The 22,320-nt window shown below is 73.5% G+C and carries 20 protein-coding genes and 1 pseudogene; 10 read left to right on the plus strand and 11 right to left on the minus strand.

Translation table 11 applies throughout. The features are described from left to right. The first annotated feature begins 119 nt into the window (after positions 1-119). Together thiD and thiC are read left to right on the plus strand one after the other, a co-directional pair. Positions 120-905: a bifunctional hydroxymethylpyrimidine kinase/phosphomethylpyrimidine kinase gene (thiD, locus tag ACFT41_RS21085; protein WP_377581813.1), complete on the plus strand. Its 786-nt coding sequence runs from the start codon at positions 120-122 to the stop codon at positions 903-905. A 20-nt stretch (positions 906-925) separates the two neighbouring features. Continuing rightward, complete coding sequence (gene thiC / locus ACFT41_RS21090; RefSeq protein ID WP_377581608.1) at positions 926-2,521, plus strand: phosphomethylpyrimidine synthase ThiC; 1,596 nt, start codon at positions 926-928, stop codon at positions 2,519-2,521. A 26-nt stretch (positions 2,522-2,547) separates the two neighbouring features. Here thiC and ACFT41_RS21095 read toward each other — a convergent pair whose 3' ends face one another. The 4 genes from ACFT41_RS21095 to ACFT41_RS21110 all read right to left on the minus strand — a co-directional run bounded on the left by ACFT41_RS21095 (position 2,548) and on the right by ACFT41_RS21110 (position 6,661). Continuing rightward, a complete protein-coding gene (locus ACFT41_RS21095) occupies positions 2,548-4,497 on the minus strand; it encodes a hypothetical protein (protein WP_377581610.1) in 1,950 nt (649 codons plus the stop codon). Positions 4,498-4,573: 76 nt separating this feature from the next. Next, on the minus strand, positions 4,574-4,882 hold the full coding sequence (locus tag ACFT41_RS21100) for a cupin (protein WP_377581612.1): 309 nt from the start codon (positions 4,880-4,882) through the stop codon (positions 4,574-4,576). 4 nt (positions 4,883-4,886) lie between these two features. Next, positions 4,887-5,855 (minus strand): LLM class F420-dependent oxidoreductase, encoded by a 969-nt coding sequence (locus tag ACFT41_RS21105; protein WP_377581815.1) that lies wholly within the window; start codon positions 5,853-5,855, stop codon positions 4,887-4,889. A gap of 2 nt (positions 5,856-5,857) precedes the next feature. After that, entirely contained in the window at positions 5,858-6,661 is an 804-nt protein-coding gene (locus ACFT41_RS21110; protein WP_377581614.1) for an ABC transporter ATP-binding protein, read from the minus strand. Between the two features lie 266 nt (positions 6,662-6,927). Between ACFT41_RS21110 and ACFT41_RS21115 the strand changes: the two genes are divergently transcribed. Together ACFT41_RS21115 and ACFT41_RS21120 are read left to right on the plus strand one after the other, a co-directional pair. After that, positions 6,928-7,956, plus strand: coding sequence for an ABC transporter substrate-binding protein (locus ACFT41_RS21115; protein ID WP_377581616.1), 1,029 nt, complete (start codon positions 6,928-6,930; stop codon positions 7,954-7,956). Between the two features lie 391 nt (positions 7,957-8,347). Beyond that, positions 8,348-8,917: pseudogene (locus ACFT41_RS21120) on the plus strand (ABC transporter permease); the annotation flags it as partial. Between the two features lie 49 nt (positions 8,918-8,966). On the opposite strand, the gene ACFT41_RS21125 reads toward ACFT41_RS21120, so the two are convergent. After that, positions 8,967-10,148 (minus strand): ABC transporter substrate-binding protein, encoded by a 1,182-nt coding sequence (locus ACFT41_RS21125; RefSeq protein ID WP_377581618.1) that lies wholly within the window; start codon positions 10,146-10,148, stop codon positions 8,967-8,969. A gap of 448 nt (positions 10,149-10,596) precedes the next feature. Between ACFT41_RS21125 and ACFT41_RS21130 the strand changes: the two genes are divergently transcribed. The 5 genes from ACFT41_RS21130 to ACFT41_RS21150 all read left to right on the plus strand — a co-directional run bounded on the left by ACFT41_RS21130 (position 10,597) and on the right by ACFT41_RS21150 (position 16,488). Then, positions 10,597-13,749: a nitrate- and nitrite sensing domain-containing protein gene (locus ACFT41_RS21130; RefSeq protein ID WP_377581619.1), complete on the plus strand. Its 3,153-nt coding sequence runs from the start codon at positions 10,597-10,599 to the stop codon at positions 13,747-13,749. Beyond that, entirely contained in the window at positions 13,746-14,153 is a 408-nt protein-coding gene (locus ACFT41_RS21135; RefSeq protein WP_377581621.1) for a roadblock/LC7 domain-containing protein, read from the plus strand. The genes ACFT41_RS21130 and ACFT41_RS21135 overlap by 4 nt, the downstream gene beginning before the upstream one ends. A 70-nt stretch (positions 14,154-14,223) precedes the next feature. Beyond that, the gene (locus tag ACFT41_RS21140; protein ID WP_377581623.1) at positions 14,224-14,589 is read left to right on the plus strand and encodes a DUF742 domain-containing protein; all 366 of its coding nucleotides are present in this window, start codon (positions 14,224-14,226) and stop codon (positions 14,587-14,589) included. Next, on the plus strand, positions 14,570-15,193 hold the full coding sequence (locus ACFT41_RS21145; protein WP_377581625.1) for an ATP/GTP-binding protein: 624 nt from the start codon (positions 14,570-14,572) through the stop codon (positions 15,191-15,193). Before ACFT41_RS21140 ends, ACFT41_RS21145 begins: the two co-directional genes overlap by 20 nt. A gap of 314 nt (positions 15,194-15,507) precedes the next feature. Further along, entirely contained in the window at positions 15,508-16,488 is a 981-nt protein-coding gene (locus ACFT41_RS21150; RefSeq protein WP_377581627.1) for a ferritin family protein, read from the plus strand. A gap of 256 nt (positions 16,489-16,744) precedes the next feature. Here ACFT41_RS21150 and ACFT41_RS21155 read toward each other — a convergent pair whose 3' ends face one another. Genes ACFT41_RS21155 through ACFT41_RS21165 form a run of 3 tightly spaced genes read right to left on the minus strand, consistent with a single transcriptional unit; the run spans position 16,745 to position 17,916 of the window. After that, on the minus strand, positions 16,745-17,026 hold the full coding sequence (locus tag ACFT41_RS21155; RefSeq protein ID WP_377581629.1) for a UTRA domain-containing protein: 282 nt from the start codon (positions 17,024-17,026) through the stop codon (positions 16,745-16,747). Then, entirely contained in the window at positions 16,987-17,178 is a 192-nt protein-coding gene (locus ACFT41_RS21160; RefSeq protein WP_377581632.1) for a DUF397 domain-containing protein, read from the minus strand. Before ACFT41_RS21160 ends, ACFT41_RS21155 begins: the two co-directional genes overlap by 40 nt. Before the next feature lie 15 nt (positions 17,179-17,193). Next, on the minus strand, positions 17,194-17,916 hold the full coding sequence (locus ACFT41_RS21165; protein WP_377581634.1) for a DUF5753 domain-containing protein: 723 nt from the start codon (positions 17,914-17,916) through the stop codon (positions 17,194-17,196). A 71-nt stretch (positions 17,917-17,987) separates the two neighbouring features. On the opposite strand from ACFT41_RS21165, the gene ACFT41_RS21170 reads away from it, so the two are divergent. Next, a complete protein-coding gene (locus ACFT41_RS21170) occupies positions 17,988-18,278 on the plus strand; it encodes a hypothetical protein (protein ID WP_377581636.1) in 291 nt (96 codons plus the stop codon). A 12-nt stretch (positions 18,279-18,290) separates the two neighbouring features. Here ACFT41_RS21170 and ACFT41_RS21175 read toward each other — a convergent pair whose 3' ends face one another. Genes ACFT41_RS21175 through nirB form a run of 3 tightly spaced genes read right to left on the minus strand, consistent with a single transcriptional unit; the run spans position 18,291 to position 22,309 of the window. Continuing rightward, positions 18,291-19,379, minus strand: coding sequence for a uroporphyrinogen-III synthase (locus ACFT41_RS21175; RefSeq protein ID WP_377581638.1), 1,089 nt, complete (start codon positions 19,377-19,379; stop codon positions 18,291-18,293). Beyond that, on the minus strand, positions 19,380-19,757 hold the full coding sequence (gene nirD / locus ACFT41_RS21180) for a nitrite reductase small subunit NirD (RefSeq protein WP_377581640.1): 378 nt from the start codon (positions 19,755-19,757) through the stop codon (positions 19,380-19,382). Next, positions 19,754-22,309: a nitrite reductase large subunit NirB gene (nirB, locus tag ACFT41_RS21185; protein WP_377581817.1), complete on the minus strand. Its 2,556-nt coding sequence runs from the start codon at positions 22,307-22,309 to the stop codon at positions 19,754-19,756. Before nirB ends, nirD begins: the two co-directional genes overlap by 4 nt. Between the last annotated feature and the right edge of the window lie 11 nt (positions 22,310-22,320).

Below are 22,320 nucleotides of genomic sequence, written 5' to 3' on the forward strand. Positions count from 1 at the left end.
GGGCCGACCGTGCCCACGCAGGGATCAAGCCTGACTGCCCGGAGTGGGCACGGTCGGCCCCAGCCCTCAACCGCACCCACCGCCGCAACCACCGACCGCCGAGCGAGCGAGGCGAACAAGTGACCCCGACGACCGTGCTCACCGTCGCCGGCTCCGACTCCGGCGCGGGCGCCGGCATCCAGGCCGACCTCAAGGTCTTCGCGGCGCTCGGCGCGTACGGCACCAGCGTCCTCACCGCCGTCACCGCCCAGAACACCCGGGGCGTGGACGCCGTCCTGCCGCTGCCGCCGCGCACCGTCACCGAGCAGCTCGACAGCGTGCTCGGCGACTTCCGGGTGCGGGCGGTGAAGACCGGCATGCTCGGCACCCCGGCCGTCGCCGACGCGGTCGCCGACGCCGCGCGGGCGGGACGCCTGCCGCACCTCGTCGTCGACCCGGTGCTCGTCGCCACCAGCGGGCACCGGCTCGGCGTCGTCGAGGCGGTCGAGCGCCTCCTGCCGTACGCGGAGGTGGCGACGCCGAACTGCGCGGAGGCCGCCGCCCTCACCGGTCGCCCGGTGACCACGGTCGAGGAGATGGTGGCCGCCGCCGAGGCCCTCGCCGCCGGCGGCCCCGCACACGTGGTGGTCACCGGCGGCGACGTGGACGTGGCCGGCGAGTCGGTGGACGTGCTGGTCGGCGGCGGGACCGTCACCCTGCTGCGCGCCCGGAGGGTGTCCACCCGGCACAGCCACGGCACCGGCTGCTCGTTCTCGGCGGCGATCGCCGTCCGGCTGGCGGTCGGGGACCCGGTGCCGGCGGCCGTCAGGGCCGCCAAGGAGTACGTCACCCGCGCGCTGACCGGCGCGCGGGACTGGGAACTGGGCGCCGGACGCGGCCCGCTGGACCACTTCGGCTGGTCCTGACCACCACCTGGGAGGCAGTCATGCAGTCACGACGCAAGGTCTACGTCGAGGGGTCCCGGCCGGACATCCGGGTTCCGTTCGCCGAGGTCGACCTGACCGGCGACAACCCGCCGGTCCGGCTCTACGACACCTCCGGCCCCGGCTCCGACCCGGAGGTGGGGCTGCCCCCGCTGCGCGGGCCGTGGATCGCCGCCCGGGGCGACGTCGCGCCCGTCCGGGGCGCCGGAACGCCCCTGGCCGGCGCCCCGGACGGGAAGCGGCCGACGCAGCTCGCGTACGCGCGGGCCGGGGTCGTCACCCCGGAGATGGAGTTCGTGGCGATCCGGGAGGGCATGGCGCCGGAGTTCGTCCGCGACGAGATCGCCGCCGGCCGGGCGGTGCTGCCGCTCAACGTCAACCACCCCGAGTGCGAGCCGGCGATCATCGGCAAGGCGTTCCTGGTGAAGGTGAACGCCAACATCGGCACCTCGGCCGTCACCTCCTCCGTCGCCGAGGAGGTGGAGAAGCTGACCTGGGCCACCCGGTGGGGCGCGGACACCGTGATGGATCTGTCCACCGGCAAGCGGATCCACGAGACCCGCGAGGCGATCGTGCGCAACTCGCCGGTGCCGATCGGGACGGTGCCGATCTACCAGGCCCTGGAGAAGGTTGGCGGCGACCCGGTGAAGCTGAGCTGGGAGGTGTTCCGCGAGACGGTGATCGAACAGGCCGAGCAGGGCGTCGACTACATGACGGTGCACGCCGGGGTGCTGCTGCCGTACGTGCCGCTGGCCGTGGACCGGGTGACCGGGATCGTCTCCCGGGGCGGGTCGATCATGGCGGCCTGGTGCCTGGCGCACCACGAGGAGAACTTCCTCTACACCAACTTCCGCGAGCTGTGCGCGATCCTCGCGCGGTACGACGTGACGTTCTCGCTCGGTGACGGGCTGCGCCCCGGCTCGATCGCCGACGCCAACGACGAGGCGCAGTTCGCCGAGCTGCGCACCCTCGGCGAGCTGACGCGCATCGCCTGGGAGTACGACGTACAGGTGATGATCGAGGGCCCCGGGCACGTGCCGATGCACAAGATCAAGGAGAACGTGGACCTCCAGCAGGAGTGGTGCCACGAGGCCCCGTTCTACACCCTCGGCCCGCTGACCACGGACATCGCGCCCGCGTACGACCACATCACGTCGGCGATCGGCGCGGCGATGATCGGCATGTTCGGCACCGCGATGCTCTGCTACGTCACGCCGAAGGAGCACCTCGGCCTGCCCGACCGGGACGACGTGAAGGCCGGCGTGATCGCCTACAAGATCGCGGCACACGCGGCGGACCTGGCCAAGGGGCACCCCGGCGCGCAGGCCTGGGACGACGCGCTGTCGAAGGCGCGGTTCGAGTTCCGGTGGGAAGACCAGTTCAACCTCTCGCTGGACCCGGAGACGGCGCGGTCGTACCACGATGCGACCCTGCCGGCCGAGCCGGCGAAGACCGCCCACTTCTGCTCGATGTGCGGCCCGAAGTTCTGCTCCATGAAGATCACTCAGGAGCTGAAGGAGTACGCGGCGCGCGGCATGAAGGACAAGTCGGAGGAGTTCCTCTCCTCGGGCGGCCGGGTGTACCTGCCGCTGGCCTGATCCCCGGCTGGCCTCGCCGGGCGGGGTCAGTCCCGGTGGTGGCGGCCGGAGGGGCGCAGCGAGCGCCGGTCGGCGTCCTCCGACCCACCGTCCTCGCCCGACACGGGGCGGGCGAGGCCGGTGACCCAGTCGACGTACTCCTCGTCCTGCGCCGGCAGCGGTTCCGGGTCGCGGCGGTCGTCCCGCTCGGCCGCCGGGCTCACGTCGTCGGCCGCCCGCGTCCGGGCACGCCGGAACAGGGGCCGCAGGAGCCGGGACCGACCGGCGGCCGCTTCCTCCGGGACGCCGGGCTCTGCCGGAACGCCGGGCTCGCCGCCGGGGGCCGCGCCGGTCTTCTCTTCTGCGGTCGGGCGCGGCTCGCCCGGGTCAGCAGGTGCGCTGTGCGGGGGCTGCGTCTCGCCCGCCCCGTGGCGCTCGGGCGCCGGTGCGACGAACCGTCGGGTGGCGTTGCCGAACGCGTCCCAGCTCGCCGCCTGGTCGAGGTCGGGCAGGGGCAGCCGAGGGCGGGGGCGCGGGGCCGGCTCGATGACCTCGCCCGTCGGGGCCGGGCCGGTCGCCTCGCTGGTCCCGGCCGTGTCGGTGAGTCTGGCGGCGGACGTCCCGGAGGCCATCGGCCACTCCCAGTGCGCGGGGGGCACGTCGGCCGGACCGTCGGCCCCGACGAGGTCGCGGGCGTCGCCGGTGCGAGTGCGGGCGTCGCCGGTGCGGTCGTTCGGCAGCGGGTCGCCGACGGTCGCCGGGACCCGGCGGGCCGTGGCCGCGTCCGGGTGGGTGGCCAGGTCGACCGGGCCGTCGGGCTCGGCGTTACGGGCCGCCGGCGGGGTGGGGCCGGTCGGCAGCGGCCGGAGGATGTCCGTCGGCTCGATCACGGACTGGCCGTCGCCCGCGCGGAGCTTGCCGGTGAGGCCAGCGCCGCGCATCCTGGTCAGGCCAGCGCCACGCATCCCGGCCAGGGCCGCGCGGAGTGTCCCGGGCTGGCCGGCGCCGAGGGCCCCGGACAGGGACGCACCCTTCGCCCCGGGCAGGTCGGCCGGCACGCCGGCTGGAAGGTCGACCACGGCTGGAAGGTCGACCACGGCTGGACGGTCGACCACGTCGGCCAGCGGGTCGGTGTCGGCGGAGTGGGGGAAGAGGGGCCAGCGGGCCAGGGCGGCGGCCGTGGCGCCGAGCACGCCGGTGACGACCGCGATCAGGGCACCGTAGTAGGGCGCGAGCTGGTACCGGTCGGCCGAGTCGCCGGGGCCGGCGGCCAGGTAGGCGAAGGCGACCAGCACGGGGCCCGCCGCCCCGGTCGCGCCGGCGGTCAGCGGCGGGTGCCCGTGCCGGCGGGCCAGTGCGCCGGAGGCTGCGCCCGCGAGCAGGGCCACCAAGGGCAGGACGATCGTGGCCAGCCGCTGCGCCGCGTCCGCGCCGAGCCAACCGGGCTCGAACACCCCCAGCCGTACGGTCGGCAACGGGCCGGTGCCGATCAGGGCCGGCAGGGCCGAGACCAGGGCGACGAACCAGATCGTGCCGGCGAGCACCGCGAGGTTCCAGCCCAGCGGCGGGCGGAGCAGCACGGCGAGCGCCGCGCCGGCACCGACCACCGCGCCGAGGGTCGCGCAGATGCCCACCGCCCACACCGGGTCGACGCTGTTGAGCTGGGTGGCCCGGGCCGGCTGCATGCACAGCGGCGCGACGACGGTCGCGCCCAGGGCTGCCGCGCCGGCCAGGGCGAGCAGCCCGGTCGTGGTGCCGGTGACCGGGTCGGCGCGGGCGAGCCGCTCGGTGGCGACCGCGCCGACCACGGCGGCGAGCGCCGCGCACCAGCCCACCCAGACCAGCTGGGCGGGCCACCGGTTGACGGTGGCGTCGGTGAAGTCGCCGGCGATCCGCACGATGCCGAAGCCGTACGCGACGCCGAGTTGGCCGGCCCCGGCCAGCATGCTCACCCCGAGCGCGGTGAACAGCGGCTTGCCCCACGTCCGAAAGGCCATGTCGGGCACGTTACGGCCCGGTGCGCCCGATCGCCACCTTGACGCCGCGCGGCGCGGCGACGCGCCCGGCCTGCGACTACTTGAGCTCGACCAGCCGCGCCAGGTACGTCGTGTCCCCGACGTTGGTGAGCATGTGGACGGCACCCGGGTCGCGGTAGACGACCCCGCCGGTCGGCTCGTCCGCGTCGATGGTGGTGCCGTCGACGGTCTGTACCACGTTCTTCGCGCCCTGGACGGCGATCACCAGGTACGGGTGGTCGTGCCGGTGCAGCGGCTGCCGCTCGCCCGGCTCCAGCCGGATGTGCCACACCCGCACCCGGTCGTTCTCGTAGACGATCTCCTGGCCCACCGGGCCCAGCTCGGTCCCGTCGATCACGTCGGTCATGCGGTCAGCCTCCAGCCGCGACAGCGTCGGCGTGCCCCAGTTGCGGGAGCACCTCGGCGGCGACGAGTTCCAGGTGGTCGAGGTCGGCGAGGTCGATCAGCCGCAGGTGCACCCGGGTCGCCCCGACGGCGGCGAACTCGCCGATCCGGTCGACGAGCTGGGCGGGCGAGCCGACCACCGAATCCTCCGGCGGCAGGGCGCTCCTGGCGTGCAGCGGCGCGGCCCGTAGCCGCGCTTCGGCGTCGGTGCGCCCGATCGCCACCGCGATCCCGGCGGAGAGGACGAGCGGCGCCCGCCCCGACGCCGTACGGCCGTGCCGGTCGCACGCCTCGACCACCCGCTCGTACGCGGCGGCGGTCTCGGCGACGCTCCTGAACGGCATGTTGAACTCGTCGGCGTACCGGGCGGCCAGCTCGGGGGTGCGCCTGGGGCCGTTCCCGCCGACGATCACCGGCGGCCCGGGCCGCTGGACCGGCTTGGGCAGGGCGGGCGCGTCGACCAGGCGGTAGTGCTCGCCGGTGAAGCTGTAGGTCTCACCGACGGGCGTGCGCCACAGGCCGGTGATCACTTCGAGCTGCTCGCCGAGCCGGTCGAAGCGTTCGGCGACGGCGGGGAACGGGATGCCGTACGAGGTGTGTTCCCGTTCGTACCAGCCGGCGCCGATGCCCAGCTCGACCCGGCCGCCGCTCATCTGGTCGGCCTGGGCGACCATGACGGCGAGCGGCCCGGGGAGTCGGAACGTGGCCGAGGTGACGAGGGTGCCGAGGCGGACGTGGGTGGTCTCCCGGGCCAGCGCGGCGAGGGTGAGCCAGGCGTCGGTGGGGCCGGGCAGGCCGGGGTCGGCGCCCATGGCCTGGTAGTGGTCGGCCCGCAGGAACCCCTCGAAGCCGCCCGCCTCGACGGCCCGGGCGAAGCGCAGCTGGTCGTCGTAGGTGGCGCCCCGGTGCGGCTCGGTGAAGACGGTCACCCGCATGGTCAACGTCCCTCCGCGCCTGCACCGGCGGGGGCGGAGAGCGCGGCGGGGGCGTCGCGTTCCATCAGCAACTCGTGCAGCTCGGCGCTGACCCGGGCCACGTCGGCGAGGTGGGCGTTGCGGCCGAGGGTCCGGGGCCGGGGGATGTCGACCTCGACGATCGCGCGGAGCCGGCCCGGGCGGGGGCTGAGCACGACCACCCGGTCGGCGAGCAGCACCGCCTCGTCGATGGAGTGGGTGACGAAGACGACGGTGGCGCCGCTGGTCATGTGCACCCGCTGGAGCTCACCGGAGAGCTCCTCGCGGGTGAGCGCGTCCAGGGCGGAGAACGGTTCGTCCATGAGCATCACCCGGGGGTCGCCGATCAGCGACCGGCACAGCGACACCCGCTGCTGCATGCCGCCGGAGAGCTCGTGCGGCAGCCGCTTCTCGAACCCGGCGAGCCCGGCGAGTTCGAGCAGCTCCCGGGCGCGCTCGCGGCGCCTGGCGCGCTTCCACCCGAAGATCTCCACCGGCAGCAGCACGTTGTCCAGCACCGACCGCCAGGGCAGCAGGGCGGGTCGCTGGAACAGCATGGCGATGTCGCGGCGGGGACGGGTGATCGGCGTGCCGGCGACGGTGATCTCCCCGGCGGTGGCCGGCAGCAGCCCGGCGACCATCCGCAGCAGGGTGGACTTGCCGCAGCCCGAGCGGCCGAGGACGGCGACGAACTCGCCGTCGGCGACGTCGAGGTCGATGCCCCGCAGCGCCTCGACGCGGCCGGCCCGCCCGTCGAAGGTGCGGGACACGCCGGACAGTCGGATCATCGCCGGTGCCCTCCCTGAGTGGACCATCAGGACCGCAGCTAGGGTAGCCCGCCGCGGTCCGAGCAGCACCGTCCGGGGTGGAGATCAGTTCGTTTCCGTTCCGCAACAGACACTCCTCGCTACACCGGCAGGTCTCTTGCGTAGTCTGTGCCGGCGAAGAGTCCCCTCACGACGGTGGCGTCGGCTCCCCCCTCTGTCGACGCCGTCGCTCTCGACGACCCGCCCGGAGGCGTATCGCCCCTGGTCGGAAAGGACATGGTGCACAGATGAACAGGCTGACCCGCACGGTCGCCGCGGCCCTCCTGGCCTCCGCCCTCACCCTGGTGTCCGCGTGCAGCAGCGATTCGGACGCGTCCGACGCCAAGGGTGGCGACGGCAAGTCACTGGAGAAAGTGACGTACCTCACTTCCTTTGGCAACTTCGGCCGGGACTCCTACGCCTGGGTGGCGAAGGAGAAGGGCTTCTTCAAGGAAGCCGGCTTCGAGGTCGAGATCAAGCCCGGTCAGGGTACCGGCGCGGTGATCCAGACCATCGTCGGCGGTCAGGCCGACTTCGGCCCGATCGACCTCACCGGTGGTCTGCTCCAGCTCGGCAACGGCCAGGCCAAGGACTTCGTCGCCGTCGCGGCGATCCAGCAGCGCACCATGGCCGCCATCGTGACGGTCGAGGGCAAGAACATCGCCTCGCCGAAGGACCTGGAGGGCAAGAAGCTCGCCGACGCCCCGGCGTCCGTGGTCCGCAACCTCTTCCCGACGTACGCCCGGCTCGCCGGCGTCGACGTCAACAAGGTGACCTGGGTCAACGGCGAGCCGCAGACCCTGATGGGCACCCTCGCCTCCGGCTCCGTCGACGGCATCGGCCAGTTCGTCGTGGGCCAGCCGACGGTCGAGGCGGTCACCAAGAAGAAGGCCGTCCTGCTGCCCTACAGCAACGTGATGCAGGACCTCTACGGCAACGTGCTGATCACCTCCAGCAAGATCGCCAAGGAGAAGCCGGAGATGGTCAAGCGGTTCAGCGCTGCCCTGATCAAGGGCCTGGAATACTCCCTGGCGAACCCGCAGGAGGCCGCCGAGCTGCTGAAGAAGAACGTCGACGCCACCAACCCGGCGGCGGCCGCCGCCGAGCTCCAGCTCATGGCCGGGTACGTCCGGTCCAACAACTCCGGCACCAAGATCGGCACGCTGGACAGCGGCCGGGTCGCCAAGAGCATCGCGATCCTCCAGGGCGCGGGTTCGCTCAAGCAGAACATCACCCCCGACCAGATCATCGACTTCAACCTCGTGCCGCAGCCCTGACCGGTCCGACACGTCACCAGGGGTACGCCCCGCCGGCCTCCGGCGGGGCGTACCCCCGTTCCGTTCCCGGCCTTGGCGCCGGGTGGATGAGGAGAATGAGATGACCGACCTCCGGTCACCGGAACCGGCGCTCGCGGCCCCGCCCGTCGACCAGCCCCGCCCCGCCGCCGGTCGCGGCGCCCTGGGTGCCGGCGCGCGGGCCGGCGCGAACGGGCTGCTGCTGCCCGGCGCGGGCCTGCTGGTCGCGTTCGCGGTGTGGTGGCTCACCGCCCGGCTGGAGCTGGTCCACCCCGCCGCGCTGCCCACCCCCGGCTCGGTGCTGTCGGCGTTCACCGACAAGCCGGACCGGATGCTGGAGCACACGCTCGACACCATGCTGGAGATCCTGATCGGCTTCGCGCTCTCCGCCGTGGCCGGCGTCCTGCTCGGGCTGTCCCTGGCCGCTTCGCGCACCGTCGAGCGGATGTTCACCCCGCTGCTCGTCGCGGTCAACGCGGTCCCGAAGATCACCCTGGGGCCGCTGCTCGTGGTCGCGCTCGGCTGGGGTCAGAAGCCGATCCTGACCATGGTCTTCCTGCTCTGCTTCTTCCCGATCGTGCTCTCCACCGCGACCGGGCTGACCACCACGCCGTCCGACCTGGCCGAGCTGGTCCGCTCCTGGAACGCCTCCTGGTGGCAGGCGTTCCGCAAGGTGCGTTTCCCGGCCGCGCTGCCGCAGATCTTCATCGGGCTGAAGGTGGCGATGCCGTTGGCCGCGATCGGCGCGGTGATCGGGGAGTTCCAGGCCGGCGAGAGCGGCCTCGGGTACGTCATCACCCAGTATGCCGGCATCGGCGACACCGCCACCGCGTGGGCGGCGATCATGCTGGTGGCGCTGGTCAGCATCCTGCTCTACTCGGCGCTGGTGTTCGTGGAGCGCCTGGCCCTGCCCTGGGTGCGGGAGACCACCTCGACGAGGTGAGGTCGACGGTGTGGGCCCGCCGGTCGTCCGGCGGGCCCCATCCCCGTCGTCAGCCGGCGAGCCGCCAGCGGCCGCCCCGGGCGACCAGCGTGGTGAGGGCCTGTGGCATCAGCCCCGAGTGGTTGTCCGGCGTCATCCGGATCGGGCCGGAGAGCCCGTCCATCTGGGACGTCTCCAGCACGTTGCGCAGGCCGTCCCGGCCGGCCTTGCCGGGCTCGCCGCCGGCCCGCAGCTCGGCGTCGGCGATGAGCTGGACGGCGTCCGCGGCGAACGAGGAGAACCCGTTGTAGCCGCCGAAGCGGGCCGTGTAGTCCTGGAACCACTGGCGGCGGGCCGCCTTGGCCGGGGTGGTGGCGATGACGTCGTCGATCACCATGGTCTGGGTGAAGATCAGGGTGGCCCGCTCCGCCGACCGGGACGAGGCGCCCAGGAACAGCTCCCCGGCGGCCGAGGCGTCGAAGAACAGCGAACCGGTGAACCCGGCCGGCTGGGCCGCGCTCGCGGCGAGCATCGCCTGCTCCGGCGGCGTCCAGACGACCATCGCGTCGGGCTCGGGCTCGGCCAGCGCGCGGACCTGCCGGTTGACGTCGGTGTCGGTGGTCTTCACCGACTGGTCGCCCAGCAGTTGGATGTTGGTCTTGTCGAACTCGCGCCGCAGCACGTCGAGCCCTTCCCGGCCGTAGCTGTCGTCGCTGTGCAGCACGGCGACCTCGCGGATGCCGCGGCGGCGCAGCTCGGTGGTGAGGGCGGCGGCGCTGTCGGCCGCGTTCGGGGCCAGCTTGAACAGGTACCGCCGGTCGGCGACCGGGGTGGCCACGGCGCTGGACGAGGCGAGCGCGATCGTCGGGATCTTCTTCTCGTTGATCGTGCGGGCGGCGCCGACGGCGCATTCGTTGCACCCGCCCATGATGATCGCGCTCACCCGGGAGTCGTTGCTGAAGTCACCGATGTTGCGCAGCGATTCGCTCGCGTCCGACCGGTTGTCCTTCACCTTGAGCTCGATCTTGCGGGCGCCCAGCGCGCCCGAGGCGTTGAGCTGGTCGACCTTCAGTTCCAGCGCGCGCTGGTACGCCTTGCCCACCGGGGCCGCGGAGCCGGACAGCTCCAGGTCCACGGCGATCACGATCGGGCTCGTGTCCTGCTCCTCCGCGCCGAACTGGCAACCGGTGAGCGTGGTGGCCAAGACGGCCGAGGCGAGCGCCGCGATGGTCACGGAGCGGATGGGGATCAACTCTGTCCTCCAGGTGCGGCGCGGGCGCGTGCCCGGTCACCGCCGCTTGTTCCGTCCTCAGTGGAGAAACGGGATTGGTCTGCCGTACGGTGTGCGCGAAGCCTGCAAAACCTTGCCAATGCCGGGCCCTGTGGTCAAGCGCGGATGCGCCGAAGCTTTTCGGGACGGGCGTCCCACATGTTGGGGTAACCCGATGTTTGCAAACGCTTACTGTGCATTAGCACGCGACCACTCTGGAGTCACATGCCCTGATCAGGGGCTTGGGGAAATGAAGGTATTAGTTGACCGGATCACGCGATGAGTGCCGTGCGACCGTTTCCTACCTCACCGCGGCTTCCCAAACACGATCATCTCTGATGAAATCGCGGCCGTGCCGCGCGCGGCGTTGTCCGCTGCACCGGGCACGGGTTGGCGGTTCAGGCGTGGAAGAAACGACGGAGGCGATGTCGTGAGCACCGGACCTACGACCCTGCCCGAGAGCGGCGAGTCGAACGAGCGGGGCCGGCGACGGCTGCCCCGCCTCCGGGATGCCCGGATCCGCTCGAAGCTGGCGCTGATCCTGGTGGTGCCCGTCGCGGCGGTGATCCTGCTCGCCGCCATCCGGTTGATCTCCACCGGAGAGGGCGCGATGGAGGCGACCCAGCTGCGGGCGCTGACCGCCCTGTCGATCGATGTCTCGGCGCTGACCCAGGACCTGCACAAGGAGCGGATGGCCGCGGCCACCCTGCTGGCCCGCCCGGGCGAGAAGGGCCGGGTCGACGAGTACAACCTGCGGGTGCGCAGCACCGACGCGCGCATCGAGGCGTACAACGCCGAGCGGGGCGGCATCGGGGAGGTCCCGAGCGACGTACGGGACCGGCTGAAGGTCATCGACGACCACCTGAAGACGCTGAACAGCACCCGCCAGGAGGTGCTCGACCGCAAGCAGATGCCGGTTGCCGAGGCGTCGCTGCGCTACGGCGTCATCGTCACCGACCTGGTTTCCTACGGCGACACGCTCGCCCAGCTGCCCGGCCAGGAGGCCCTGGCCGACAACCGCCGGGCCGTGGCCGCGTTCGCCCACGCCAAGGCGGCGGTCGCCGAGGAGCAGGCGGTCGCCTACACGGCGCTCTCCTCCGGCCGGCTCGACGAGGAGCAGTTCTCCTCCTTCGTGGCCACCCTCACCAGCCAGCAGGAGGCCCTGGTCTCCTTCTCGCTGGCCGCCGACCCGACCCAGCGGGCCCTGGTCGACGGCACCGTCTCCGGCGACGCCGTCGTGCTCGCCGACCGGGTGGCCGCCGACCTGACCCGGTCGGTCGGGCAGACCCCCCTGGTCACCGCCGCCGACGTGTCCGCCTCCGTCGGCTCGGTCAACGACCTGATGCGGTGGGCCGAGATCCAGCTCCAGCAGCGGCTGCTCGACCAGACCGAGCAGGCCCTCTCGGACGTCGTCCAGCAGGCCGTCGTCGAGTCGGTGCTGGTGCTGCTGACCCTGATCGTCGCCGTCACGCTGGCCGTGGTGCTGGCCCGGTCGCTCAACCACTCGCTGCGCCGGCTGCGCGAGGGCGCGCTGTCGGTGGCCAACCACGACCTGCCCGACGCGGTGCAGCGGCTCCAGAGCATCGGCAACGTCGGCGACGGCGGCGTGGAGGAGATCGTCCGGCAGGTCCGGGACCCGATCAAGCTCACCAACCGCGACGAGGTCGGCCAGGTCGCCCTGGCGTTCAACGTCGTCCACCGGGAGGCGGTCCGGGTCGCCGCCGAGCAGGCCGCGCTGCGCACCAGCGTCTCCGCGATGTTCCTCAACCTGGCCCGGCGCAGTCAGACGCTGGTCGACCGGATGATCGGCGAGCTGGACGCGATCGAGCGCGGCGAGGAGGACCCGAAGCGGCTCGCCCAGCTCTTCGAGCTGGACCACCTGGCCACCCGGATGCGCCGCAACGACGAGAACCTGCTGGTCCTCGCCGGTGCCGACTCCGCCGTGCCGCGCCGCGACGACGCGCTCCTGATCGACGTGCTGCGGGCCTCCCAGTCCGAGGTCGAGCAGTACAACCGGATCGAGTTCGGCACCGTCGACACCGACATCTCGGTCGCCGCGCACGCGGTGAACGACGTCGTCCGCCTGGTCGCCGAGCTGCTCGACAACGCCACCCGGTTCTCCCCGCCGAACACGGTGGTGGTCGCCGACGGCCGGCGGATCCGCGACTACGTGCTCATCCAGGTCGAGGACCGGGGCCTCGGCCTCACCGACGAGCAGCTCGACTCGCTCAACCGCCGGCTCTCCGCCCCGTCCACCGTGGACGTGGCCGCGTTCCGGCTGATGGGTCTGGCCGTGGTGAGCCGCCTCGCCTCCCGGTACGGCATCCGGGTGGAGCTGCGGCGCAACGTGGAGGGCGGCACCGTCGCCCAGGTGACCCTGCCCAGCTCGACCGTGGTGCTGCCGTCGCTGCGGGGACGCGAGCCGGCCCCGGCGCCGCTCACCCCGGCGCGCCAGCCGGCTGCGGTGGAGCAGACCCCGCTGAACCCGGTCGGTTTCGGCGAGCCGGCGATCACCGGCCGCACCGCCACCCTGACCGACCAGTGGCGTACCGCCCCGCCGACGCCGGCCCGCTGGCAGGTGCCCGGCGAGGCCCGGGACGGGGCAGCGACCGCGCCGTTCGGGAGCCCGACCGTGGCCCAGCCGGCATTCCCGACCGTGACGCCCATGTCGCAGCCGCCCACCCTGCAGCCGCCCGTGCCGGCCCCGCCGGCGTACGCGCCCGGCGGCGGCTCGATCGGCAGCCCGACCGTGGCGTTCCCGGCGATCGACCCGCTGCCCCGGCGGTCGCCGAACGGGGAGTCCGCCCAGCCGGCCGCCCCGCTCGCGCCGGCCGCCCCGGCGGCGTCGTTCGCACCGGCCGCCCCGCTCGCACCGGTGACCCCGGCGGCGTCGTTCGCGCCGGTGACTCCGGCGCTGCCGGGTGGCCCGGTCGCCGGGACGACACCTTCCGCCCCGCCCGCGCCGGTCGCCCCGGCCACCCCGGTGGTCGCCCGCCCGGCCCAGCAGGCGGAGGCGCCGATCTTCCGCGAGATGGAGGCGGTATGGTTCCGCTCGCACGGTGACGACGTGACCGCGATCTTCCAGCGTCCCAACTTCGACGACGCGCCCGCCCCGGCGCAGGCCACCGCCCCCAGGCAGGCCACCGCCGCGCCGCGGGCCCCGCTGCCCACCCGTACCCCAGGGGCCATCTCCACGGACGGCCTGGCCGCGACGACGACAGCGCCGCCGGCCCAGACCCCGCCGGTGGCCCCGCCCGCGCCGCCGGCCGCCCCCGCGGCGCCCACTCCGCCGTCGGCGGTCGACCCCGAGGCGTGGCGGACCGCCGCCGACGAGGGCTGGTCCCGGGCCAGCCGGGCGGCCGAACCGCCGGCCGCCGGCACCACCCGCTCCGGCCTGCCCAAGCGGGTTCCCCAGGCGCAGCTCGTCCCCGGCGGGATCGAGCCGAAGAGCGGCCGGGACCGCAGCCGGCGCACCCCCGATGAGGTACGCGGCCTGCTGTCGGCCTATCACCGCGGTGTGCAGCGGGGGCGGACGGCCGGCGCGGACCAGAACAGCAATCCGACCAAGGAGACGAGCCGATGAACAGGCCAGCGGCCATGCAGGACATGGGTTGGCTGCTCACCAACTTCGCCGACAGCGTGGCGGGCATCGCCCACGTGGTGGCGGTGTCCGCGGACGGGCTGCTGCTCGCCTCGTCCCGGGACCTCCCCCAGGACCGGGCCGACCAGCTCGCCGCCATCACCTCCGGCGTGGTGAGCCTGACCGAGGGCGCGGCCCGTATGTTCAGCGCCGGCGGGGTGCTCCAGACGGTCATCGAGATGGACAGCGGATACCTGTTCCTCATGTCGATCAGCGACGGCTCGTCGATGGCGGTGCTCGCCGCCCGCAGCTGCGACGTCGGGCAGGTCGGCTACGAGATGGCGCTGCTGGTCGAGCGGGTGGGTGCGGCCCTGGTGCCGCTGCCCCGCGACGCGGTGCGCACGTAGCGCCGCCGGGCTGCACGGACAGATGAGCAGACGTCGAGCGACGACGTCGACCGGGAGGAGGTGATCGCGGATGGACCAACGACGGGAGGACCCGCGCGGCGCGCTGGTGCGTCCGTACGCGGTCACCCGTGGCCGTACCGAGCCGCGCCAGGACATCGCGCTGGAGGCGGTGCTGACGGCCAGCGCGACCGCCGTCGCCGAGTCCCGGTTCGCCGGCCACGACAAGCACCGGATCGCCACGATCTGCGAGGGTCGGCCCCAGTCGCTGGCCGAGGTCGCCGCGTACACCCGGATGCCCCTGGGCGTCGCCCGGGTGATCGTCGCCGACATGGTGGCCGAGGGCCTGCTGACCCTGCATACTGCCGCTCCCGCCGAGGGATACGAGGAGCGGATGGAAATTCTTGGAAGGGTGCTAAGTGGACTTCGCAGGCTATGACCCCGCCGGGGCGCGCCGCAACCGCGGGATCACCTCCGCGAAGATCGTGGTTGCGGGTGGCTTCGGCGTGGGCAAGACGACTCTGGTCGGCGCGGTCTCGGAGATCACTCCGCTGACCACCGAGGCGGTGATGACCTCGGCCGGCGTCGGCATCGACGACCCGTCGAAGGTGCCGGGGAAGCAGACGACGACGGTCGCCATGGACTTCGGCCGGATCACCATGGCCGAGGACCTGATCCTGTATCTGTTCGGCACGCCCGGCCAGACCCGGTTCTGGTTCATGTGGGACGAGATCATCAAGGGTGCGGTGGGCGCGGCGGTGCTGGTCGACACCCGCCGGATCACCGACGCGTTCGCCCCGCTGGACTACTTCGAGAACCGCCGCCTGCCGTACGTGGTGGCGCTCAACCGGTTCGACGGGGCGCCGCAGTACGAGCCGGAGGAGGTCCGCGAGGCCCTCGCCATCTCGCCCCAGGTGCCCCTGATCATGACCGACGCCCGGCACCGGGAGCCGGTGAAGCAGGTGCTGGTGACGGTCGTCGAGCACGCGATGATGCGCCTCCAGGCCGAGCACGGCCGGGGCTTCCCGACCCCGGTCGGCTGAGCGCCCGCCGCTCCGGGGCGGTGCCGGGGCGGCTCCGGGGCGGTGAGATCGCGCTCGATCGTGGAAAGAGTGGCCTCGAAGCGAGAGCGAGGCCACTCTTTCCTGCATCGAGCGCGATCTCGGGGTCGTGCGACGGTGCTGGCGGGTCGCATCCGGTTTGTCGTTTCGGGCGCGACTCCCCGCGTTCGCGTTCGCGGGCCCAGGCGTGCGCCAGCGCGGCTCACGCCCCCACTGACCTGCGGCAACTTACGCTTCTCCAGGAAGTGACGCAGCGTGATCGATGTGCAACGTCACGCTCGACGGAGGAGGAGTGCATGCGCAGAGTCACAGTGGTGTCCGCCGTGGTGGCGGGCGCGGTGATCGGCCTCGCCGGGCCGGCCCAGGCCGCCGGCCTGGACCCGCAGACCCGCCGCAACGCCCTGACCGCGATGGAGGGCGAGGCGTACGCCCACGCCAGCTACCTGGCGTACGCCCAGGAGGCCGACCGGAGCGGCCAGGGCGGCATCGCCACCCTGTTCCGCGCCACGGCGGAGACCGAACGGTACGACCACTTTGCGGCCGAGGCCGAGCTGATCGACTTCGTGCACGGCAACGCCGACAACCTGCGGGAGTCGATCGCCGGCGAGGAGCACGAGGCGACCGTCGTCTACCCGTCGTACGCCGAACAGGCCCGCCTGGACGACTGCCCCGAGGCGGCCGACCTGTTCACCGAGCTGGCCGGCGACGAGGCGACGCACGCCGCCCGGTTCCGGGTCGCCCTCGAAGCGGTGCTGAACCCCGGCTCGGGGATCGTCGTCCCCGTCGGCGAGGCGGTGCCGCCGGTGCCGATCGTCCGTAGCACGCCGGCCTGCTCGGGGCGCACCCAGGACAACCTGGAGACCACGCTGCGCGGAGAGGCGTTCGCCGACGCGAAGTACACCCTCTACGCCGAGCACGCCCGCGCCACCGGGCGGCCCCGGCTGGCCCGGCTCTGGGACAACACCGCCGGGCAGGAGCTCGGCGAGCACTTCGCCGAGACCGCCAACCTGGCCGGCCTGGTCGGTAGCAACGCCGACAACCTACGCACCTCGATCGCGGGCGAGGAGCACGAGGCGACCACCATGTACCCGTCCTTCTCCCGGCAGGCGGCGGCGGCCGGCGACGGGGATGCGGCGGCGCTGTTCGCCGAGATCGCCCACGACGAGGCCGACCACGCGTCGGCGTTCCTGCGGGCGCTGGTCGACCTCTCGCTGGGCGGGTCGGGCGGCGAAGAGGCGAAGAAGGGCGGCCGGCAGCCGACGAGCCCCAAGTCCTGACCGGGCTGGACGCGGTGCCCCCGAAGGCGGTGCGGGCCGCCGGGGGTGCTGCGGGCTGCACGATCCCTGGCCGGTTGCGCTGGAATCGTGTCGGCGTGTCGTGTAGTGGAAGCAGCCAACGTTCCGGCGACCCGAATCAAGGCGGGGTAGTACGACCCGGACAACTCGACCGGCTCGCCTCGGTGGACGAGAAGTCGGCGGCGATCTGTTCGTGTCGTGGGCGGCCGTCGTTCTCCTCGTTGCGGCGGTGACCCTTCTACTCGATCGCGACTTGGTACTGAAGGCGGCGGCCCTCGGCCACCATGGCCATCATGCTCACCTCGACCGGCACTCCGGCGTCGGTGGTGAGCCGGCGGGTGAGGCTGAGCACCCACTCGCCGGAGGTCAGGTCGAGCAGGGTGCCTTCCGTCGCGGTCGGACGGCGGGCCCGGACGTCCTCGGTCGCCCGCCGGGGGCGGTGACCCAACTCGGCGAGCAGGCTCACCGCGCCGCCCCTGCTCAGCGGTTCGGCTTCGCGCCCTCGACGAAGGCATGCCACGCGGCGCGGGAGAACGCCAGGACGGCTCCGGCGGGGTCCTTGGAATCCCGTACGGCGATGGCGTCCCCGGCATCGGCGACCTCGACGCAGTCGTTGTTGCCGCCGCCGCTGGACCGGGTGCTCTTGCGCCATGCGGCGTCTCGCAGCTCCATCACCGTCAGCCTTCCCTAGATGGCGTCGCGTGCCGCCTTGATCAGCAACCGTGACTCCTCCACGCTTGCCGCCGCCGCACGCAGGTAGTCGAAGGCCAGGGTAGACGCTTGGACGTCGTCGGCGCTCTCCACGTTGACGTCCCCGGTCGGCGACTCGACGAACAGCGCCGCAGGGTGATTCTCGAAGGCCATGATGGTGAAGGCGCCGTTGAGGCCGGCGTGCCAGACGGTCTGCTGCGGGAGGACCTGGATCGTCACGTTCTCGGGTGTGGCGAGCAGGTGGTCGAGCTGGGCTCGCAGCACCTTCGCGCCGCCGATCGGCCGGTGCAGCAGCGACTCGTCCAGCACCGCCCAGAGCCGCAACGAGCCCTCCGTGAGCCGCCGTTGCCGCGCGATCCGCGCCTCCACCAGCCTGTCGATCTCCCCGGTGGTCCGCCGACGGCCGGCGGGTTCGCCGGAGAAGGTGGCGCGGGCGTACTCGTCGGTCTGCACCAGGCCGTTGATCGTGCCCCAGGACCAGGTCCGCAGCTCGGTCGCCTCGGCCTCGAAGGCGATGTAGGCGCTGAGGCCGCTGCCGATCACTTCCCGGTAGTCCTCCCACCAGCCGCGCCCGCGCGCCTCCCGGGCCAGCTTCCAGTACCGCTCCTTGGTCTCCGGATCGGACAGCCCGTAGAGGTCGAGCATGAGGAAGAGATCGCCCTTGCTGATCCCGGTCTGGGCCAGCTCGATCAGAGACACCTTGCCGGGGTGGGTCGGTTTGGCGGCCTCTCCCACTCCCGGTCCGGCGCGAGCCGACGGGAGCAACCGCGATGGACCACGTCCCGGGGAACGACTCCCCCTCTGTCTACCACCCTTCGCCGGCCGGGGACACTCGCGCCGTCGCGCATCTGCCGGTCCGGCCGACCTGGGCGTGCACCGGCTGTGGCGACCCGTGGCCCTGCGCCGACGCGCGGGCCGGCCTGCTCGCCGAGTACGCCCACGACCGCCTGATGCTGTCGGTTCACCTGGCCGGTCACCTGGTCGACGCGATCTCCGACCTGCCGCCCGGCAAACCCGGCGAGCGGTACGCCCGGTTTCTCGGCTGGGCACGCCGGCGCTGAGTCCGACAGGGATCACTCGATCCTGAGCCGGTAACCGCGCTTGACCACCGTCTGCACCACCCGGGGGGCCTTCAGCCCGGCCCGCAGCCGGGCCACCGCCATCTCCACCGCGTGCTCGTCCGCGCCGCGCGGCAGCGTCCGCAGCAGGGCGGTGCGGGACAGCACCCGCCCCGGTGACGTGGCCAGCGCCCGTAGCACCGCCATGGGCGCCGGGGCGAGCGGGCGCAGCTCCCCGTCGACCACGGCCGCGTGCCCGCGCAGGGTCAGCAGGTGCCCGGCGGCCTTGATGCTGACCGTACGCCGGGGCAGCTCGTCCACGATGGTCCGGACCAGCGCGCCCAGCCGGGCCCGGCTGGGCGCGCTCACCGGCACCCCCCGCCGCACCAGCGGCTCGGCGGTGACCGCACCCACGCAACTGGCCAGCACGTCGCCGCGCAGCGCCTCCAGCACCGTCTCGGTGCGGTCCCCGGCGGCGCGCAGCAGCGCCTCGGCAGCCGGGGCGGAGGTGAACGTGACCGCGTCCACCAGCCGGCCCGCGACCAGGTCGATGAGCCGGTGCAGGGGTGCCGGGTCGGTCGGCGGCGCCCACCGGTAGACCGGCACCTCGATCACGGTCGCGCCGGCGTCCTCCAGCGCGCTCGTGCACTCGGGCTGCCGGTCGCCGTGCAGCTGCATGGCGATCACCTGCCCGGCCACCCCGCGCCGCACCAGGTGCTCGACGACCTCCTCGCAGCTCTCCGAGTCCGGCGACCACTGGTCGTGCAGGCCGGCGGCGCGGATCGCGCCCCGCGCCTTGGGACCCCGGGCCACCACGTACGCCCGCGACAGCACGCCGCGCAGCGGCTCGGCCAGCCCCCAGCCCTCGGCCGCCTCCAGCCAGCCCCGCATCCCGATGCCGGTGTTGGCCATCAGCACGTCCGGCGGGCGGTCCAGGCACTCCCGGGTCGCCTCGCGCAGGTCCGTGTCGTCGGTCAGCGGCACGATCCGCAGGGCCGGCGCGATGACCACCCGCGCGCCGCGTCGTTGCAGCAGGGCGGCCAGCTCGTCGCGCCGGCGGTCAGCGGTGACCCCGATGGTGAAGCCGGCCAGTTCGTCGGCCATTCACTCCTCCCGTCTCAGCCGCACCTCGACCAGGCCGTCCCGGCAGCGCACGTCGTGCCGGGGCACCGCCACGCCGGGCAGGTCCAGGCAGGCTCCGGTGTGCAGGTCGTACACCTGCTTGTGCAGCGGGGAGGCGACCGTCGGCGTGCCGCCCCGGCTGCCCACGATGCCCCGGGCCAGCACGTACGCCCCGCCGACGGGGTCGAGGTTGTCCAGGGCGAACAGCTCGTCGCCGGCGCGGAACAGGGCGACCTGCGCCCCGTCGACCAGGGCGGCAACGCCCCGCTCCGGTTCCAGCCGGTCCAGCGGGCAGACCGGGGTCCAGCCGAGGGCGTCCGCCGCCGTGCGGCGCGTGGACGTGTCCGTCGCGATGCTCATCGCCGTACCTCCGGAAGGCCGAGGGTGACCGGTTGCCGGCGGCGGGCCGGTGCCTCGCCGTCGGGTGCCGCTGACGCCGCGACCGGCCGGGCCCGGCCGGCGGGCACGGGCTGGCCGCGTTCGACGGCGAAGGTGATCGACGGGTCCGGCACGTCGGGCGCGTTGACGAAGGACGTGAACCGGCGCAGCCGCTCCGGGTCGTCGAGCACGTCGCGCCACTCGTCGGAGTACGCCGCCACGTGCCGGGCCATCTCCGCCTCCAGCTCGGCGCAGAGGCCCAGCGAGTCGTCCACGATGACCGCGCGCAGGTGGTCGAGCCCGCCCTCCATCGCCTCGATCCAGGCGGCGGTGCGCTGCAACCGGTCGGCCGTGCGGATGTAGTACATGAGGAACCGGTCGATCAGCGGGATCAGCTCCGCCGTCGACAGGTCGGTGGCGAACAGGTCGGCGTGCCGGGGCCGGAAGCCGCCGTTGCCGCCGACGTAGAGGTTCCAGCCGGTGTCGGTGGCGATGATGCCGAAGTCCTTGCTGCGGGCCTCGGCGCACTCCCGGGCACAGCCCGACACCGCCGACTTGAGCTTGTGCGGCGCGCGCAGCCCCCGGTAGCGCAGCTCCAGGGCCACGGCCAGCCCGACGGAGTCCTGCACCCCGTACCGGCACCAGGTCTCGCCGACGCACGACTTCACCGTGCGCAGCGCCTTGCCGTACGCGTGGCCGGACTCGAAGCCCGCGTCGACCAGCCGCCGCCAGATCTGCGGGAGCTGGTCGACCCGCGCCCCGAACAGGTCGATGCGCTGCCCGCCGGTGATCTTCGTGTAGAGCTTGAACTCCTGCGCCACCTGACCGATCACGATCAGCTTCTCCGGGGTGATCTCGCCGCCGGGGATCCGGGGCACCACCGAGTAGCTGCCGTCGCGTTGCAGGTTCGCCAGGTACGCGTCGTTGGTGTCCTGCAACGACGCCCGCTCACCGTCGAGCACGTGCCCGGTGCCCAGCGACGCGAGGATCGAGGCGACCACCGGCTTGCAGATGTCGCAGCCCCGGCCCCGCCCGTGCTCGGCGATCAGCCGGGAGAAGGTGCGGATGCCGCGCACCCGCACCACGTCGAACAGCTCCTGCCGGCTCAGGTCGAAGTGCTCGCACAGCGCGGTGGGCTGCTTCACCCCCGCCGCGTCGAGGAGCTGCTTGAGCATCGGCACGCACGACCCGCAGCTCGTGCCGGCCCGGGTGCACGCCTTCAGCGCCGGCACGTCCGCGCAACCGCCGGCGATCGCCGTGTCGATGTCGTCGCGGGTCACCGCGTTGCACGAGCAGACCTGCGCGCTGCCGGGCAGCGCGCCGGCCCCGGCCGCCGCCCCGCCGGCCGGGGCCAGCAGCGCCAGCGGCGCGGCCGGCAGCGGCCCGCCGACGCTGGCCCGCAGCGTCGGGTAGGCGCCCGCGTCCCCGACCAGCACGCCGCCGAGCAGCGTCGTCGCGTCGTCGGAGAGGACCAGCTTCGCGTACGACCGGGTGGCCGGGTCGGTGAACGTCACGTCCAGGCTGCCCTCGGTGGTGCCGTGCGCGTCGCCGAACGACGCCACGTCCACGCCGAGCAGCTTCAGCTTCGTCGCGGTGTCCGCGCCGGGGAACGTAGCCGCGCCGCCCAACAGCCGGTCGGCGACCACCTCCGCCGTGGCGTAGCCGGGGGCGACCAGGCCGTGGCAGACCCCGTCGACGGCCGCGCACTCGCCCACCGCCCAGATCCGCTCGTCGCCGGTGCGGCAGGACGTGTCGACCAGCACCCCGCCGCGCGGGCCCAGCTCCAGGCCGGCCGAGCGGGCCAGCTCGTCGCGGGGCCGGATGCCGGCCGCGACCACCACCAGCTCGGCGTCGACCGTGCGGCCGTCGGACAGCTCCAGGGCGGCCACCGTGCCGTCCGGGCCGGGCCGCAGCGCGGTGGTCGCCACCCCGAGGTGGGTGGACACCCCCAGCTCCTCGACGTAGCGGCGCAGCATCGCCCCGCCCGCCTCGTCGACCTGCACCGGCATCAGCCGGGGCGCGAACTCGATCACGTGGGTGGTCAGGCCGAGCAGGCGCAGGGCGTTCGCCGCCTCCAGGCCGAGCAGGCCGCCGCCGATCACCGCGCCGACGCGCCGGCCCCGGGCGTGCTCGCGGATCGCCTCCAGGTCGTCGAGCGTGCGGTAGACGAACACCCCGGGCAGCTCCCGGCCCGCCACCGGCGGCACGAACGGGTACGACCCGCAGGCCAGCACGACCGCGTCGTACGGATGCTCGCCGGCCGCCGTGACCACGACCCGCCGCTCCCGGTCGATGGCCGTGGCCGGCTCGCCGAGGCGCAGCTCGACCCCGTCGTCGGGGGTGTGCAGGTTCAGCTCCTCGGCGGACACCCCGTCGAAGAACGCCGACAGCCGCACCCGGTCGTACGCGGGCCGGCTCTCCTCGGCGAGCACCGTCACCTGCCAGCGGCGCCCGGTGTCCCGGGCGCGCAGCGCCTCGGTGAACCGCTGCCCCACCATGCCGTTGCCGATGACGACCACCCTGCCGCCGGTCACGGCGTCGCCTC

This window comes from Micromonospora sp. NPDC057141, from assembly GCF_042670805.1.
Lineage (GTDB): Bacteria > Actinomycetota > Actinomycetes > Mycobacteriales > Micromonosporaceae > Micromonospora.